The sequence below is a fragment of the Arthrobacter sp. genome (assembly GCF_030540645.1).
Classification (GTDB): domain Bacteria; phylum Actinomycetota; class Actinomycetes; order Actinomycetales; family Micrococcaceae; genus Specibacter.
The window spans coordinates 45,446-61,385 of sequence record NZ_JAUNVV010000005.1; the positions used below are offsets into that span (position 1 = coordinate 45,446).

At 59.8% G+C, this 15,940-nt stretch carries 12 protein-coding genes and 1 tRNA gene; 5 read left to right on the plus strand and 8 right to left on the minus strand.

Features of this window, described 5'->3' with window-relative positions:
• Window positions 1–72 precede the first annotated feature (72 nt).
• Complete coding sequence (gene cls / locus Q4P21_RS02060) at window positions 73–1,539, minus strand: cardiolipin synthase (protein WP_303387224.1); 1,467 nt, start codon at window positions 1,537–1,539, stop codon at window positions 73–75.
• 178 nt (window positions 1,540–1,717) lie between these two features.
• A complete protein-coding gene (locus tag Q4P21_RS02065) occupies window positions 1,718–2,095 on the minus strand; it encodes an SHOCT domain-containing protein (RefSeq protein WP_303387204.1) in 378 nt (125 codons plus the stop codon).
• Between the two features lie 164 nt (window positions 2,096–2,259).
• Here Q4P21_RS02065 and Q4P21_RS02070 point away from each other — a divergent pair, with 164 nt between their 5' ends.
• The gene (locus Q4P21_RS02070) at window positions 2,260–2,442 is read left to right on the plus strand and encodes a hypothetical protein (RefSeq protein ID WP_303387205.1); all 183 of its coding nucleotides are present in this window, start codon (window positions 2,260–2,262) and stop codon (window positions 2,440–2,442) included.
• Window positions 2,443–2,803: 361 nt separating this feature from the next.
• Entirely contained in the window at window positions 2,804–3,061 is a 258-nt protein-coding gene (locus Q4P21_RS02075) for a hypothetical protein (protein ID WP_303387206.1), read from the plus strand.
• Window positions 3,062–3,215: 154 nt separating this feature from the next.
• Here the strand turns inward: Q4P21_RS02075 and Q4P21_RS02080 are convergent.
• The 3 genes from Q4P21_RS02080 to Q4P21_RS02090 all read right to left on the minus strand — a co-directional run bounded on the left by Q4P21_RS02080 (window position 3,216) and on the right by Q4P21_RS02090 (window position 7,655).
• Window positions 3,216–3,289 (minus strand) — tRNA-Met (locus tag Q4P21_RS02080).
• A gap of 149 nt (window positions 3,290–3,438) precedes the next feature.
• On the minus strand, window positions 3,439–6,435 hold the full coding sequence (locus Q4P21_RS02085) for a UPF0182 family protein (RefSeq protein WP_303387207.1): 2,997 nt from the start codon (window positions 6,433–6,435) through the stop codon (window positions 3,439–3,441).
• A gap of 125 nt (window positions 6,436–6,560) precedes the next feature.
• A complete protein-coding gene (locus tag Q4P21_RS02090; RefSeq protein WP_303387208.1) occupies window positions 6,561–7,655 on the minus strand; it encodes a PDZ domain-containing protein in 1,095 nt (364 codons plus the stop codon).
• 255 nt (window positions 7,656–7,910) lie between these two features.
• Here Q4P21_RS02090 and Q4P21_RS02095 point away from each other — a divergent pair, with 255 nt between their 5' ends.
• Window positions 7,911–9,335 (plus strand): zinc-dependent metalloprotease, encoded by a 1,425-nt coding sequence (locus tag Q4P21_RS02095; RefSeq protein ID WP_303387209.1) that lies wholly within the window; start codon window positions 7,911–7,913, stop codon window positions 9,333–9,335.
• 36 nt (window positions 9,336–9,371) lie between these two features.
• Here Q4P21_RS02095 and Q4P21_RS02100 read toward each other — a convergent pair whose 3' ends face one another.
• Window positions 9,372–10,082, minus strand: coding sequence for a M48 family metallopeptidase (locus Q4P21_RS02100; RefSeq protein WP_303387210.1), 711 nt, complete (start codon window positions 10,080–10,082; stop codon window positions 9,372–9,374).
• Window positions 10,083–10,248: 166 nt separating this feature from the next.
• Here Q4P21_RS02100 and Q4P21_RS02105 point away from each other — a divergent pair, with 166 nt between their 5' ends.
• Window positions 10,249–11,343: a ThiF family adenylyltransferase gene (locus tag Q4P21_RS02105; protein WP_303387211.1), complete on the plus strand. Its 1,095-nt coding sequence runs from the start codon at window positions 10,249–10,251 to the stop codon at window positions 11,341–11,343.
• On the opposite strand, the gene Q4P21_RS02110 is transcribed toward Q4P21_RS02105, so the two are convergent.
• Window positions 11,304–13,415, minus strand: a complete 2,112-nt coding sequence (locus tag Q4P21_RS02110; protein WP_303387212.1) for an ATP-dependent DNA helicase UvrD2 — start codon at window positions 13,413–13,415, stop codon at window positions 11,304–11,306. The genes Q4P21_RS02105 and Q4P21_RS02110 overlap by 40 nt on opposite strands.
• 32 nt (window positions 13,416–13,447) lie before the next feature.
• Window positions 13,448–14,434: an NAD(+) diphosphatase gene (nudC, locus tag Q4P21_RS02115; protein WP_303387213.1), complete on the minus strand. Its 987-nt coding sequence runs from the start codon at window positions 14,432–14,434 to the stop codon at window positions 13,448–13,450.
• A gap of 174 nt (window positions 14,435–14,608) precedes the next feature.
• On the opposite strand from nudC, the gene Q4P21_RS02120 reads away from it, so the two are divergent.
• On the plus strand, window positions 14,609–15,910 hold the full coding sequence (locus Q4P21_RS02120) for a macrolide 2'-phosphotransferase (RefSeq protein ID WP_303387214.1): 1,302 nt from the start codon (window positions 14,609–14,611) through the stop codon (window positions 15,908–15,910).
• Window positions 15,911–15,940: the final 30 nt, after the last annotated feature.

Sequence of the window (15,940 nt, forward strand, 5' to 3'; positions counted from 1 at the left end):
GGTTGGGCCCACACGCCCGAGGGGCCCCGGAGACAGACGCGCCAGCGGATGGCGTTGGGGAGGGCATGGGGACTATTGCAGGTTGGAGGTCAGTCTTGCAGCGCTGTCCCAGAACTTTTCCCAGCGTGGCCGGTTGATCCAGTCTTCGAGCGCAAGCTCCTTGCTGTTGGCACGGTACCCGTCCTCCACTGCACGCATTTGTTCCACGAAGGATGCGCTGTGGATCAACACTGAGATTTCCATGTTCAGCGAGAAGGATCTGATGTCCATGTTGGAGGATCCGATCACAGCAACGTCGGCATCAATACTGAAGTGCTTGGAGTGCAGCACTTCAGGGGACTTGTACAAAAATATCTTCACACCGGCACGCAGCAGGGCCTCATAGTAGGAGCGCTGGGCATGGTAGACCATGGCCTGATCCCCTATCTCGGAGACGAATAGTTCCACTGACAGGCCTCGCCCGGCTGCGGTGATGATGGCCAGCAACACTGAATCTTCAGGCACGAAGTATGGGCTGGTGATGCTGATTCGTTCGGTGGCTTGGTGAATCATGGAAACAAAAAGCTTCATGCTGTTGTCATTTTCGAAACTTGGCCCACTCGGCACTACTTGGGCATCCACAAGATGCTTGGCCGGGTCCATGATGACCGGCGAGGTGTCCAGTTCCAGCAGAACGTCGGTCTCGCTGAACCAATCGGTAACAAACACGGCGTCAAGCTCGCGAACCACGGGCCCGCGCACACGCATCATCAGCTCATGCCAACGCAGTCCGCGGGCAATGTTCTTTTTCTTGTTGTAGCTCTCATGGACCAGGTTTTGCGAGCCGGCAAACCCCACCCCGCCATCCACTACCAACAGCTTGCGGTGATTGCGCAGGTCAATCCGCTGAAAGTTCCCCTTCCACGGCCGCAACGGCAGCATGGCATGGTATTCGGCACCCATGTCCGCCAGGCATGCCAGAGTTTCCTTCCGACCCGGGTTCATCAATGCGGCCAGGTGGTCGCTGAGTACTCGCACCGTCACTCCTCGCCGGCATGCCCGCTCCAGCGCGTCAAAGAACGGTTTAGTGGCGGCGTCGTGGACCAGGATGTAGAACTCCACGTGAACGTAGCGTTCGGCTGAATCAATCGCATGGGCCATCGCCTCGATCGAGCCGTGGTAGTCCGGAAGAAGTTCGACGTCGTTGCCGCCCACCATGGGCAGCGCGCCCAGGTTGTTGTTGAGAGTGACGAGTGTGGACAGGCCTTTGGGCCAGTCCTCACGGTGGCTGTGCTGGTCCAGCCCTTCAGTCCGCTCCATGATGAGTCTATTCACGTGGATCTGCTTCTCCCGGCGAGCCTTCGGCAGGCGGGTGAACCCCACCAGCAAGAATGCTACGAGGCCAACATATGGGATGAAAATAATGGTGAGCATCCAGGCAATGGCCGTTGCCGGCCGTCGCCTAGCGGAGATGTAAGCTACTGCGATTGCCCCGACAACCACGTGTAGAACTAGCAGCAGCCACGCTATGTGCTCGGCGTCGGTGAACCAATTGCCAATAGTCAACAAAACACACTCCTTCACGGAAAATGGGCGGAATGAAAAACAAGCAACGGCGGACCTGTGGAGTCCGCCGTTGCTTCACTAAGTTATTCGCATTTTAGCCCACACCGTTCAGGACCGGATGGTTGGATCCAGTCAGATCACAGTGGCTTGAGGCGGCCTGTCCAGCATTCAATCAGGCAAGTGCCTTGGCCTTGAGCTGCGTGTACTCAGTTTCCGTGATGGTTCCTGAATCCAACAAGGACTTGGCTGCCGAGATCTGGTCTGCTGGGCTTTGAGTTCCCGCCACCCTGCGTAGATATTCCTCGCCGCTCTGCTGCGCAGCATTTGCAGCGTTGGCGCTCCGCAGTGTCATCCCATTGCCGCGGGCAATAAGGTAAACGAGAGCCGAAATATAGGGGGTGACAAACAGGAAGAAAATCCAAATTGCCTTAAAAATACCCGAAAGCGAGCCATCCCTAAAAATATCGGCAATGATCTGAAAAAGCAGGATCAAATAGGCCAGGAAGAGGAAGGCGATGGTTATTGACCAAAATACTTCAAAGAACTGCATTGTTGTTCCTACTATTTATCTTTTACCAAGGGCGCCCATTGCGCCGTGGATAGAGCCTAAGTTTGGTCTATCCACTTTGCATGCTGTCAGAATAGCAGCAGACTCCAGCTATTGTTCATTGGAAAACATCACAATTCATACGCGATGTAGAACCACACCCTGGATTGTCAGCCACCGATGTGTTCATTGATCTGGACAATGCGTTCTCCGCTTCCACTTCCCAAACGGTGGTGCTCATCGCGACCATTTTTGTGGTTGCCAAAGCCATCGACGGTGAGGTGCACCTTGATCAGTCTGCAAAGTGCTGCCAGCAAACCGCTGAAACAGGAAACTTTGAGCGCAGGTGACTTTCTCGTAATGCCCAGCAAGGCTGCTCACATCGCTGAGTTGGCCAAGGCACACGGGATAATGGTGGATGTCACCGAGGGAAGCGGCGTCGCCTGCGGTCTTGTGAGCAAGTCCTTGGAGCGGCGGAGGTGCTTGTGGCTCCCAGCTCGAACTTGATCGGCACAGGAGTTTATCCCGGTACGGTCACCGAAAGTGCCTCGTTGGTGGTTCTTGCACACCAGCGTGCAGGAAAGTCTCCTGCACCACCCACACGGGCGGACCAAGTCAGAGCCATCCGTCGGCAGACGGCCCCGCTGGGACCCCGCGCAATTCCGGTACCTATCATCCTGCTCGCCATGGTTGTCATGATGACTACCAGCCTTGTCCCCCGCATCCGTGGCCGCTCTGCTGGCAGCCTTCGCCATGGTCCTTAACCACGTCGTAACCATGGGCCAGGTCCACAGGTCCATGGCGGGGCAGACGCTCATTTTAGTGGCGGGAATGATTCAACTCTCTGCTGCCATCACCAAGACAGGAACCACCAAGATGCTGCGCCAGCGAATCAGCAACACTGCAACGGTCTTGATCATCATCCCCATTACATTGACTGTGGCAGCCGAGGCCGGCCTACCCCCTTGACGCTGCTGATGTGTGTCAGCGTGGCCTCTGCCGTGGTCATGGTGCTGTACCTGGCCGTGGCTGTGTTCCTGGTGCCCGTGTCCTGGCCGTTCTAACCGCTTCGTTCAGACGACGAAAAACCCCCGGCCAGCTGACCGAGGGTTTTTCTCTTCTGTTGCGGGGACAGGATTTGAACCTGTGACCTCCGGGTTATGAGCCCGGCGAGCTACCGAACTGCTCCACCCCGCGTTGTAGTAATTACTTTACGCGGGAGCTACCGTGACACCAAACCCACAGCACGTGAGCTTCGTCTCCTCACAAATTGCGGGCCCGCGCACAGAAGGGCCCGGCCGCCGTGAGGCAACCGGGCCCTTCACTTCATATGCACGACGCCGGAGCTAGGGTGTTGCGCTCGGCTCAGCGCTCGGTGCCGCAGGTGTGGCCGCGGCACCCTCGGCAGCCAGCGCTGCAGCGATGGCTGCCTCCAAACGCTTTTGGGCTTCCCCGTATGCGGTGAAGTCACCTTGGCTGAGTGCGGTCTGGCCGTCCTTCAAGGCAGTGTTTGCGTCGTTGAGCGCCTTGCCCAGCGCCGCATTTCCGTTGGCGGACGGAGGAGTAACCGTACCCTCCGTGGAGCTACCCGCTGCACCGGGATCCTTCTGGACGCCAGCATCACCTGCCGCTGCGCCGGAGTCACCGCCAAAGAGCTGGTCAAGGGCCTCGTTCAACGTTGCCGCATAACCAATTTTGTCACCAAATGCGACGAGCACGCGCTGCAGGGTGGGGTACGACGTCGAGCCCGTGGACTTCACGTAGACCGGCTGCACATATAGCATGCCACCACCCATGGGAAGGGTGAGCAGGTTGCCGTTGATAACGTCGGACTGGCCCAGCTTGAGCACGTTCAACTGTTCTGAAACCGAAGGATCGGACTGGAACGTGTTTTGCACCTGCCCCGGTCCCGGCACCTGTGTGGCGTCAGGCAATTGAAGCAGCTGCAATTTCCCATAGTCAGGACTCTTGACGCCCTTGACATTGCCGGCGTCACCATTTGCAGCCATGAAACCGTACAAAATGTTGCGGGAGTCGGTGTTTTTAACTTCCTGGGGGATGAAGTCGGTGGTCAGGGAGAACGCAGTCTTGTCCTGGCCGGGCATCTTCAAGGACAGGTAGTAGGGTGGCTGCTTGTCAACGGCCTTGGTCGTGGGGTCGTCAGGGACGCTCCACGCCAGCGTGTTCTTAAAGAAGTTCGTAGGATCGGTCACGTGGTACCGGCCCAACAGTTCGCGCTGCACCTTGAACAAATCTTCCGGGTAGCGCACATGGGACATGACATCTGCGGACATCTCCGTGAACGGCTTCACGCTGGTGGGGAAGACCTTCTCCCAAGCCTTCAGAATCGGATCCTGCGCATCCCAGGCATACAGCTCCACCGAACCGTCGTAAGCGTCCACTGTTGCCTTGACGGAGTTGCGGATGTAGTTCACTGAAGCATTCGGAAGCGGCCGGATGCCACCGGTGTCCGTCAGGGAATCCGTGGTGGCTTCCTGCAGCTGCTGCTGCTGCGAATATGGATAGTAGGAGCTGGTGGTGTAGCCGTCCACAATCCATTTGACCTTGCCGTCAACAATGGTGGGATAGGGATTCCCGTCCAGGGTCAGGTACGGGGCCACCTTGGCAACACGTTCAGCCGGGGTGCGGTCGTAAAGGATCTGCGACTTTTCATTCACGCCGTTGGTCAGCAGCAGGTCCGAGGACTGGAACTTCAACGCATACATGACGCGGTTAAACCAGTTGCCCACATTGGGGCCGGCGTTGCCGGTAAAAGTTGTCAGTGACTCATCAGATGGGTTGTCAGTGGTGGTGGTGGGGCTGTTTCCCGTGGGTCGGTCCAATTCAATGGGAGCAGTCCCCGTGGGTGCACCAACAATTGAGTAGTCACTGGTTGACTGACCAAAGTAGATGCGCGGCTGGTAGCTGGTGTCCGTCCCCAACACTCCCTCGGAAGGCACACCAGATTGCATGAACACGGGCTTACCGTCGGAGGTGACAGTGTTTCCATACGCGGCAACCACGCCATAACCGTGGGTGTAGACCAGGTGCTGGTTGTACCAGCTCTGCTGGTCGGGGTCGATCCCATTGGGATTCAACTCGCGCACAGCGATCACAGCATCCTGGACCTTACCGTTAATGGTGTACCGATCGACGTTCAGGGTCTTCGGGAACTTGTAATACGGGCGGTACTGTTCAAGCTGGGCAAAAGTGGATGAAATCAAGTTCGGGTCCAGCAACCTGATGTTTGCTGCAGTATCAGCGTCTTGGCGCAACGCACCGGGCGTCGCCGTCGTGGTGGCGTTGTAGGGCGTGACTTCCATTCCGGACAGCCCATAGGCCTGACGAGTCATGTCGATATTGCGCGCAATGTATGGAAGCTCCACATTGCCTTCAGACGGTTTGACCTGCCATTCCTGGACGGCCCACGGGTACAAACCACCAGCCACAATCGCAGTGATAACCAGCATGCCAGTGCCAATCAAGGGCAGCTTCCACTTACCCAAGAAGGCAGCGACGATGAAAAGAATCGCAACGATGATGGCGGCGGCAGCCAGAATGGCCTTGGTGGGGATCACGGCATTGACGTCAGTGAACATGGCACCGGCGCGGTAGCCGGAGTTGTCCTGCAACGTGGCGAAACGGCCCAACCAGAAGTTGACACCCAGCAACAACAAGAACACTCCGGCCAGGATGGCGATGTGAATCTGGGCTGCTCGGGAGGTGAAGATACCACGTTCAGTCAGTCGGATGGCACCGTAGAGGTAATGGGTGAGGACTCCGGCAATAAACGCAATCACCGTGGCACTGATGAGCATCCCCGTTGCAAAACCCAGGAACGGCAACGTGTTGGTGTAAAAACTGACGTCCATGCCGAATTCTGGGTCAGTGGTACCAAACGGGACCTGGTACAAAAACAGCATGACCTTTTCCCATTGGGCCATGGCAGCCGTTCCGGCAAACAAGCCGAAGACAATGGGAACACCCAACATGACAACCCGGCGCACTGGTTCAAGCTGTGCCTGATACCGGTTCAGACTGTCCTCATGGGCGCTGTCCGGGGCATAGACGGGCCGGGCCTTGTAGGCTGCTCGGATAGAGAAATACACCGCCAAGGCCATAATGAGGAAACCTGCAAGGAAAATCAGCAGCTTGGCAATGCGTTCTGTCCAGAACACACCGGCAAAACCGACCTGATTGAACCAGAGCATGTCCGTGTATATTCCGGAGAAAATCACCAGGGCAACCACCAGCGCTGCCACCACAATAATGGTGGGCAGCAGGGCACTGCGACGCTTGGGCCTGACGGTTTTGTTCGGCGACGGGGATGGTCGGGATGTCACTCTCTACCTCTTACTCGACTGGTGTTGATGAAAAAAATTGCCTGGTGCTTCATACCTTGTGCCACGAATGGCGTGTGGCACGAGTTCCGCATGATGCACGATCGTTACTCAGAGCTGTTCAATCGTTATTTACAGGTAGGCAAGGTTGAACCGTCTCCTCCGGAACCAATGAGGGAAACAGCGTTGTAGGCCTCTTGAAGTGTGTTGACTTTAATGACCTGCAGCCCGTCGGGCACATGGCCCACAACATCCGCACAGTTCGCTGCAGGGGCCAAGAAGTAATCTGCCCCTTCTCCGCGGGCCCCAACCATCTTCTGCGCAATTCCACCAATGGCGCCGACTTGTCCCTGCGGGTCAATGGTTCCCGTACCGGCAAACTGCTTGCCACCGGTGAGGTCCCCCGGGGTTAGTTTGTCCATGATGCCCAGAGCAAAGATCATCCCTGCGCTGGGACCGCCAATGTTCTCAACGGAAATCTTGACATCGAAGGGGAACTTGAACGTGTTTTGCAGGGCAATTCCCAAAAGATACTTGCCATCGCTGTTCTTCTTCGGTGTCACTGAAACCGTCATGTCCTCGCCGCCGCGGCGGATTTCAAGTTCCTCCGCAGTTCCGGCCCCCTTGGCCAGCACCGTCTGGATGACGGACAAGCTGGTCACCTGCTGCCCTCCGATGGTGAGAAGGACGTCGTCGGGCTTGAGAATGCCCGATGCAGCACCACCGTCCGGGATCGAGGCCACGGCCAGATTTGACTCAAAGTCAATGCTCAAGGCGGTCAGGGCAGCCGCCGTGGCGTTTTCCTGTGAGCCTGTCATGGCCGCAGAGTTCTCGCTATTAACGGTTTCCTGGCTGATACCCGGCGCATAAATGAGTTCAGCCGGATACAGCGTTTGAGACGGCGTGAGCCAGGACTTGAGCGCATCGAAGAAATTGATGTGGCTGTCAGGCAGGCCGCCGGTTAAACGCACGGTGGTCAGGTCCAGGCTGCCGCTGTTGGAAGGGAAGCTGTCATGCCCGGTAACGGTAATAATGGGCTTTCCGTTGAACTCACCAATAGTGTTGATGGCCGGGCCGGGAGATTCAATGACGTACGGAACAGGAATCGTCATGGCCGCCACCGCGAGTACCACTGCTATCACGCCGGAGCCCACCATCAAGGAGAATCTGCGGTCGCGGACTGCCGTGGGCGGGCTCTCCGGTTCTAAAATCTCCTGGCTCAAAGCGATGACCTTTCCAAGCTCTCTTGAGTCGCACCGGCGCCTGCACGAACAAGGGGCGCCAAACCCCTAGCCTACTGCGTCAAGTTGTGCGGTGCTTGTGCCGCTGCTGTGATTTGGCAATGAATGACACGCTGGAGTATGGGGCAGGTGCGAACCCTTTGCCTAGAGCGAACAGTGCCCTTGCATAGGGCGACAACGCAACAGGACGGCGGTAACGTGAGGTTATTCAGCGTCCACGCCAACGATCGGGCCATCATGTCTTCCACACCAGCCAATAACGACGACGAAACCCCGAAGGACCCCCTTCAGGAAATGCTCGCCAACCTTTTGGGCGGGCAGGGCATGGAGGGTTTTGATCCAGCTGAGCTGGCCAAGGCCGCCGGGCTGCCCTCTGATCCCAATGCACTGGCGCAAATGTTTGCCCAGGTCCAGTCCATGATGAGCGGATCCTCAGACACACCGGTCAACTGGGAGCTCGCCCATGACGCTGCACGCAAGGCCGCCGCCGGGGATGATCCTTCGGTGACCCCTGCCCAGCAGCGCGAAGTTGACGAAGCATTGCGTCTGGCCGAAATGTGGCTTGACCCGTACACCGACCTTGCTGCTACCTCCATCATTGGCCGCGCCTGGTCACGCGCTGAATGGGTGGAAGAAACCCTGGGCACGTGGCAGCGGTTGACCGAGCCGGTGGCCAACAGCATTGCCTTTGCCATCTCCACTGCCATGAATGAGCAGCTTCCGGCTGAGATGAAAGCCATGATGGGCGACGCCGCCAACATGATGCAGAACATGGGCGGGGCCTTGTTCGGACTGCAGCTGGGACAGGCTGTCGGCGCCCTAGCCAAGGAAGTGCTCGGTTCCACCGACATTGGCATCCCGTTGGCCGATCTCCAGATGGCGCTGCTGCCGGCAAACGTCAAGGCATTTGGCGAGGGGCTTGAAGTCCCCGAACAGGAAATCCGCCTGTTTCTTGCCCTGCGCGAGGCCGCCCATGCCCGTTTGTTTGTACAGGTTCCGTGGCTACGCGGCCACCTGCTGGGCGCCATTGAATCCTACGCCCGCGGCATCCACATCGACATGTCCCGGATTGAGGATCTCGCCCACAATCTGGACCCCTCCAATCCCGAAGCAATGCAGGCGGCCCTGTCTGAGGGTGTCTTCATGCCGGCACGCACGCCCGAACAGGAAGCCGCGTTGTCGAAGCTGGAAACTGCCCTTGCCCTTGTGGAAGGCTGGGTTGATGAGCTGACCTTCGAAGCTGCGGCAAATCTGCCCGCAGCCTCGGCCATCCGTGAAACCATCCGCCGCCGCCGTGCAACGGGCGGCCCTGCCGAGCATGCCTTTGGCTCACTTGTTGGCTTGGAACTGCGCCCCCGCAGGCTGCGCGAGGCCGCTGCTCTCTGGGCTTCACTGAAGGAACAGCGCGGGATCGTTGGACGTGACGCGATCTGGGCACATCCAGACCTGCTTCCCACCGCAGCAGATCTTGACGATGCAGCAGGCTTCAGCGCCCGCCGCAGCGCCGAAGACGCTTCCGAGGCCGACGTGGATGCAGCCCTGGCGAAGCTTCTTGACGGGGGCTTCGAAGACAACGAACCCCTGAAGAACGAGCCTCAAGAGTCCGAAGAGCCGGAGCCTGGCAAACAGGACCCCGATACGGACAACCCTGCTGACCTATGAAAAATAGGCTGATCCTCCAAGCCGCGCGCTGAAACGTTAACCCTCGAACATCGCACTTCTGGAGTCTTCGGCCGTGTCATCCATGTCGCCTTCCAGCCCACTGATGTTTCGGGAGGCGGCAAAGGAGGCCCCCTCCAGGAACGACTTGGCCATTTCGAGCTGTGGGTAGCCGGCCAGCACGGCCCAAAACTCCGGGCTGTGGTTCGCATGAATGAGGTGGGCGAGTTCGTGCAGTAGGACGTAATCCAGCACCCATTCGGGCATGCCTTGAACATGGTGTGAAATCCGAATGGTCTTGCGCGCAGGCGTGGCTGAACCCCAGCGGCCGTTCTGATTACGCACCCACCGTACGGAGACCGGGACAGCGCGTGCGCCAAGGTAAGTTTTTGATAGCTTCAGGCTGCGTTGCAGGAGTACTTCGTCGCTGGACCCCATCCCGCCCCGCCCGAGTTGTGCACTTGTCCCCTGTTCAAGTTTGGCCACCATGCGCGGCACCCAATACTGTTCATCCTCGATGCTCAACCGAGCAGGCACAGCGATGACGGCCTGCCCGGCTTCCCAGAACGCGGCAAGCCCGGTTTTTCGTCTGGCCGTGCGCCGGACCACCACATATTCCCCGGTACTGAGCGTGTGGCGTGAGAATGAGTCGCCCAACGGCCCCGGAGTGTCCTTCCCGACGGGTTCGCGGCGCTGCGCATCCAAGGACTTCGGGCTCCTTGGCTTGTGTGCTGTTGATGGTGCTGCCATGTTTCGACGGTACAGGCATAGAGCGGCCGCCGCACCCCTGTGGTATCCCACTGTGGAGAACTTCTGCCTGTGGATAACGGCCAGCATGAACCCGTACAAGATGCCATGATCGTCACTGAGGGCACCGTTCGAAGAATCTGAGGCAACGAGACCGCAGGAGGCTGGCATGACCACCATCAATCCAGGGTTGCGCATGGTGCGACGCGGTCCGCATGGAGTCCAGATCGGGGTGGGTGCAGGCGGCCTGATCCTCGAGGGCCTGTTGGATTCAGAAATGACATTTGTGCAGGCCCTGCGTCATGGAATCTCCGACGCTCAGGTGCTGGCCCAGGCAGTTTCGCTCGGAGTGGCGGAGCTGCGGGCCCAGGAAATCTGCGCCATGCTTGCGGGTTTGCTCTTTAGCGACGCCGAACTTCGCACACAGGGTTTCAGGGCAGAGCGGCTGTTACCGGAGCGATCAGCACTTCTGGGCCTGCATCAAGGCCCCTGTCAAAGCCTCATGGCACGTCGCGAACATGGCGTCATCCATCTGATCGGACTGGGGCGCACGGGGGCAGCCCTGGCCGCAGTCCTTGTCAGCGCCGGCGTGGGCACCATACTGCTCGAAGACGACTCCCCCGTCACGGCAACCGATGTCGGGCCCACTTCCTTCAACCTCAGCGATATAGGTTTGTCCCGTTCAGTGGCCGTGCGTAGGCACTTGTTGCGGATCGATCCGGGCTGCCAAGCGCACATCGTGCACGACGGAGGGGCTGGGGGTCCCAGCGTGCAGTGCCTTGACCTTGCCGTTGTGGTGGGTCACGACGCCGTGCCGGCACCGACCACAGCCCGCTTCATGTCCGCCGAGCGTCCCCACCTGCTGGTTCTGGTGCGCGAACAGGACGGCACGGTGGGCCCCTTGGTCCTGCCGGGTGTTACAGCGTGCGCCGAATGCGTTGAGCGGCACCGCAGCGCCCACGACCCCTTGTGGCTTGAAGTCTGCACCCAACTCGCCGTGCTTCACGAACCGTCGGCTGACCGTAGGCCGCGAGCAGAATCGCTGGAGAATGCCGCACTCTCCACCACCCTGGCCGGAACAGCGGCGGCCCAGGTGCTCCTCTTTCTGGACGCGGTCAACCAACCCAGTTCCTGGTCCTCGGTCATGACCTTCCACCCCGACAACGGCCGGTGGACGCAGCAAGACTTCCGCGTCCATCCTGACTGCGGGTGCCAATGGCAAAATCAGCCCTTGGCCACGATCTCCAGCACGGACTCACCGTAACGTTCAAGCTTGGAGGGGCCCACGCCAGGCATTGCTGCCAATGCTTCAAGGTCTTGGGGTGCCTCCTCCGCGATGGCCATCAACGTGGCGTCGGTGAACACCACAAACGCCGGTACGGCGGCGGAAGTGGCTTCGGCCAGCCGCCACTCACGCAGTTCCTCGAAGATGGCTTCGTCGTAGCCGGGCGGGCAGTCGGGGCAGCGCCCCACCTTCCGTTCAGCACCCGTGTTGAGGATTTTTCCGCACACCCTGCACACCGAAGGCCCTGTGGCCTTGCGCGACTTGCGTGTGGACGCCTGACGTGGACCGGCAGCTGCCCCTCCCACGGAGTTGGGACGCATCCCGTCAAGAAAACGGGAGGGCTTGCGGTTGGCACGCCCTCCCGGCGTGCGTGCCGTGGACCAGGAAAAGTTCAGGAACTCCCGGGCTCGGGTGATCCCCACGTACAGCAGGCGCCGTTCTTCATCAACGGTTTCAGCCGTGTCGGCGAAGGAGATTGGCATGAGCCCCTCGCTGAGTCCGACAAGGAACACCGCATCCCATTCCAAGCCCTTGGCCGAGTGCAACGACGCCAGTGTCACCCCCTGGACGGTGGGTGCATGCTGAGCGGATGTCCGTTCCTGCAGTTCAGCCACAAAGTCAATCACATTGAAGGTGTGCTCAGGCGTGCTGCGGGAAACCACCAATTCATCAGCCAGCGCCACAATAGCTGAGAGCGACTCCCAGCGTTCCCGTACGGCACCGCCGGTCTTGGGTGCCTCCGATTGGTAGCCCAGATTACTGAGCACATCACGCACGAGCTGTCCCAGCGGCTCGTCCTCGGCAGCCCGCGAAGAGGCCCGTAACTGCAGCATGGCGTCGCGAACTTCCTTGCGGGCAAAGAAACGTTCCCCGCCACGCAGCTGATACCCCACCCCAGCGGCCGTCAGCGCCTGTTCATATGCTTCAGACTGGCCGTTCGTGCGGAACAGCACAGCAATCTCGCTGGCAGCCGTGCCGTGCGACATCAGAATCTTGATGCGGGCTGCAACGGCGGCGGCTTCTGCTTCATCATCGCTGCACTCAAGGAATTCCGCCGACGGCCCGTTCGGGCGCTGGGCCACCAGCTCCAAGGGTGCCGACCACAACGCGTCCGCAGTGAGCCCGCCGCTGCGGCGGTTGCCCAGCAGCGAGTTGGCCAATCCAACCACTTGAGGTGTGGAGCGGTAATCACGAACCAGCTTGACCACTTGGGCGTCGGGATAGCGTTTGGGAAAGTCCAGCAGGTGCCGCGGCGTGGCACCGGTAAAGGAGTAAATCGTCTGGCTGGCGTCGCCCACCACACAGAGCTCATCGCGCCCGCCCAGCCATAAGTCGAGCATGCGCTGCTGGAGCGGGGACACATCCTGGTACTCGTCAACGACGAAGTGCCGGTACTGGTCCCGAACCGTGGCCGCCACGCGCGGGTCTTCCTGCAGGATGCCCACGGTGATCAGCAGGACATCCTCAAAGTCGATCTGGTTCCTGTCCGCTTTGACGTCTTCATAGGCCTGAAAAAGCCGTCCCACCGCCACCTTGTCCAGGCCTCCGGGGTCACCGCGGTCCACTGCCTTAAGCAGGTACGTCTCCGGTGTCAGCATGGAAACTTTGGCCCACTCGATCTCGGCGGCCAAGTCCCGGATGGCGGCCCTGTCGGTGGGCAGCCGCAGGCGGCGGGCGGCCTCTGCGATGGTCTGGGCCTTGTGGTCCAGCAGGCCTGGCAATTGACCTCCGACGGCGTGCGGCCAGAAATACTGCAACTGCCGCAGCGCTGCGGCATGGAAGGTGCGGGCTTGGACTGTGCCCACGCCAAGATCACGCAGCCGCGTGCGCATTTCAGCCGCTGCCCTTGCCGTGAACGTCACGGCAAGCAGGCGGTTGGGGTTGTAAACCCCCGTATGCACGCCGTAGGCGATGCGGTGGGTGATGGCCCTGGTCTTTCCGGTGCCTGCACCGGCCAAAACACACAGTGGCCCGTTCAAGGTAGTAGCGACTGTGCGTTGCTCCTCGTCCAGCCCGGCCAGGATGCGTTCCTCCGCTGTGCGTTCATCCATGACCGGCAGCCCTGATTGATGCGGGTCAAAGCTCACGCCTGTTCACCAGGTTCCAGAATGGGGCCGCCATACCATAGCTCGATCAAAGACCGGGCAATGGAGGCCTTGTGCGAGATCACGGCGTCACCACTGAGAACGGCGGCCTGCAATTCTTCCCGCTCAAACCACCGCGCATCCCTGACTTCGCTGCGATCTGGGGTGGCTTCCGTGTCGTTGGTGAACCCGATGAATCCAAACATCAACGAGCGTGGGAATGGCCAAGCCTGTGAGGAGACGTAAGTCAAAGAGTGCAGGTGAACACCTACTTCCTCGGCAATTTCACGCACTGCGGCCTGCTCTGCGCTCTCCCCCGCCTCAACAAATCCGGCAACTGTGGAGTACCTGTTCTCGTTCCATGCATAGTTGTTCGCAAGCAGGATTCGATCGTCAGCTCCAACGATTGCAACAATGGCTGCGGGGTCGGTGCGCGGAAAATGTTGAGAACCGTCGGCGGTGCAGCGACGCATCCACCCAGCGGACTGCGACTCAGTGGAACTCCCGCAACGTGGGCAGTGCACATGACTGCCATGCCATTGGGCAACGGCCTGGGCTTCAACAAAGACTTGGGCATCCACCGCGTTGAGATGTTGGGCGACGTCGCGGTACCCGGCAAACACGTTGCCCAGCGGCGCCCAAGACAGTTCTGAGGCATCTTCCGGCAGGGCACTAAGAGGCAGGGACAGGAGCACAATGTCGGTGGCTGCAGCCAGCCGGTGTGTTTGGCCAGGTCCCACCTTGCCCAGATAAACGTGGGTACCGCCGAGCGGGAGAACATCCCCGGCAAGGTCCCGATACGCCGGATCAATGCACTCCGGGTCAAGATATGCCAGGTTTCCGCCGTCCATGAGTGCCCGGCCGCGGTGAAAAACCACCACTCGATAATCGACGGTCTCCAGTACCGCCGCAAGGTACCCCGGAGCTGTTCGCTGTTCGCATTGCCTATCAAGTGCGGCTACCGGGGAAGCATTCGTTGTGAGCATAGTTATACCGTACGCATCAGGAGCCGTTTTTCGTATTCAAGAGCACGTGATTGTGGACAAGCCAGCGTCTTTGCCCCAGTGGGTAGACATCGTTTGGGAAGGACTTCTTGCGACTCGCCGCCTCAGCGACGCGGAGTTGGAGCTTTTGCGTTCTACGGTGGAGGTGTGAGAAGAATGACTGCAATCGAATTGGCCGCCATCGCCAGCGCCGCCGTGCCCGGACTCAATGTCACCGCGTTTGGGCCCGGACCCGACGATGCAGCTGATTTCTGCTCTGCTTTGTTGGTTGACTCGGAAAAACGCCGCTGGCGTGTCCGTTCGCCCCGCCATGCCGAGGCCAGCACCCGGTTGGAAACTGAGCGCGAGGTTTTACGTGCCTTTTCCCCCGCCATCAGGGCGGAGCTGCCCTTCCTGCTGCCCACCGTGGCCGGGACTGTTCGGCAGGGCGAATTGATCACCTTCGTGTACTCGCACATTGTGGGCAAGGCCGAGTCGGTGGAGTACCTAGCTGGTGGCACCGACGCTTTGGCGAAGGAAATTGGTGTGGCAATTGCCGCCATCCATGACCTTCCGCAGGGTCTTGTCACCACCCATGACCTGCCCAGCTACACCGCCAACGAGTTCCGCCAACGCAAGCTCAACGAACTGGACCAGTCAGCCACCACAGGCAAGATCCCGCCGTCGCTGCTGCGCCGTTGGGAGCACGCCATGGAGGATGTGGCGCTGTGGCGCTTCAACCCCTGCGTGGTCCACGGTGACTTGCATGAAGACAATATCCTGCTCGACCGCGACCAGGTCACGGCCGTCATGGGCTGGACCGAGCTGCGGATTGGAGACCCTGCCGACGACTTTGCCTGGCTGGTTGCCGTTCATGAACCTCGATTCGTTGATGCTGTGATGCAGGCATACGCCGCGGCCCGTCACGAAACCCCCGACCCCCACCTGCTGCGACGTGCCGCCCTCAGCGCCGAATTTGCCCTGGCCCAGTGGCTTGTCAAGGGCTACGCCGCTGACAGCGCCCGAATGGTGGAGGATGCCGAATCCATGCTGCGCACCCTGGAAACGGACATCGCCGAGTTCGGCGGCCAAGCCATCAGTGTTGAGCCGCCCGCCGCGCAGCCTTTCGTTGAATCGAAACCGACGGCAGAAGCGAAGGCTGCAACCGAAGTGAAGCCTGTAACTGCTGCACAGCCCGCTGCACCCAAGACGAGTACGGCCGCCAAGCCGGTTGATGTGGCCCAGCCCGGTACTGCCGCCCTCGGGGCGGACGCTCCTGCGGCTGCCGCCCCGGCCGCCGTACCCTCTTCTGGGAGCAAAGAACCAGGTACAAAAACTGACACGAAAACAGGAAAAGGTGTGCTCAAAGAGGGTGCCGCTGACACCGCTGAGGGCGGGAATGCAGCACCCACCACGGCCGACACCACCAGTGCTGAGACCACGGCATTAAACGTCGTTCCGCTCAAACGCGAAAAGTAGCAGCACACCCCTTCATACACGGCTGGCGCA

Coding starts and splice junctions, on each gene's coding strand:
- Q4P21_RS02065 (WP_303387204.1), bottom strand. CDS start 2,095: ATGCAGTTCTTTGAAGTATTTTGGTCAATAACCATCGCCTTCCTCTTC.
- Q4P21_RS02095 (WP_303387209.1), top strand. CDS start 7,911: ATGTCTTCCACACCAGCCAATAACGACGACGAAACCCCGAAGGACCCC.
- Q4P21_RS02100 (WP_303387210.1), bottom strand. CDS start 10,082: ATGGCAGCACCATCAACAGCACACAAGCCAAGGAGCCCGAAGTCCTTG.
- Q4P21_RS02105 (WP_303387211.1), top strand. CDS start 10,249: ATGACCACCATCAATCCAGGGTTGCGCATGGTGCGACGCGGTCCGCAT.
- Q4P21_RS02110 (WP_303387212.1), bottom strand. CDS start 13,415: ATGGATGAACGCACAGCGGAGGAACGCATCCTGGCCGGGCTGGACGAG.
- nudC (WP_303387213.1), bottom strand. CDS start 14,434: ATGCTCACAACGAATGCTTCCCCGGTAGCCGCACTTGATAGGCAATGC.
- Q4P21_RS02120 (WP_303387214.1), top strand. CDS start 14,609: ATGACTGCAATCGAATTGGCCGCCATCGCCAGCGCCGCCGTGCCCGGA.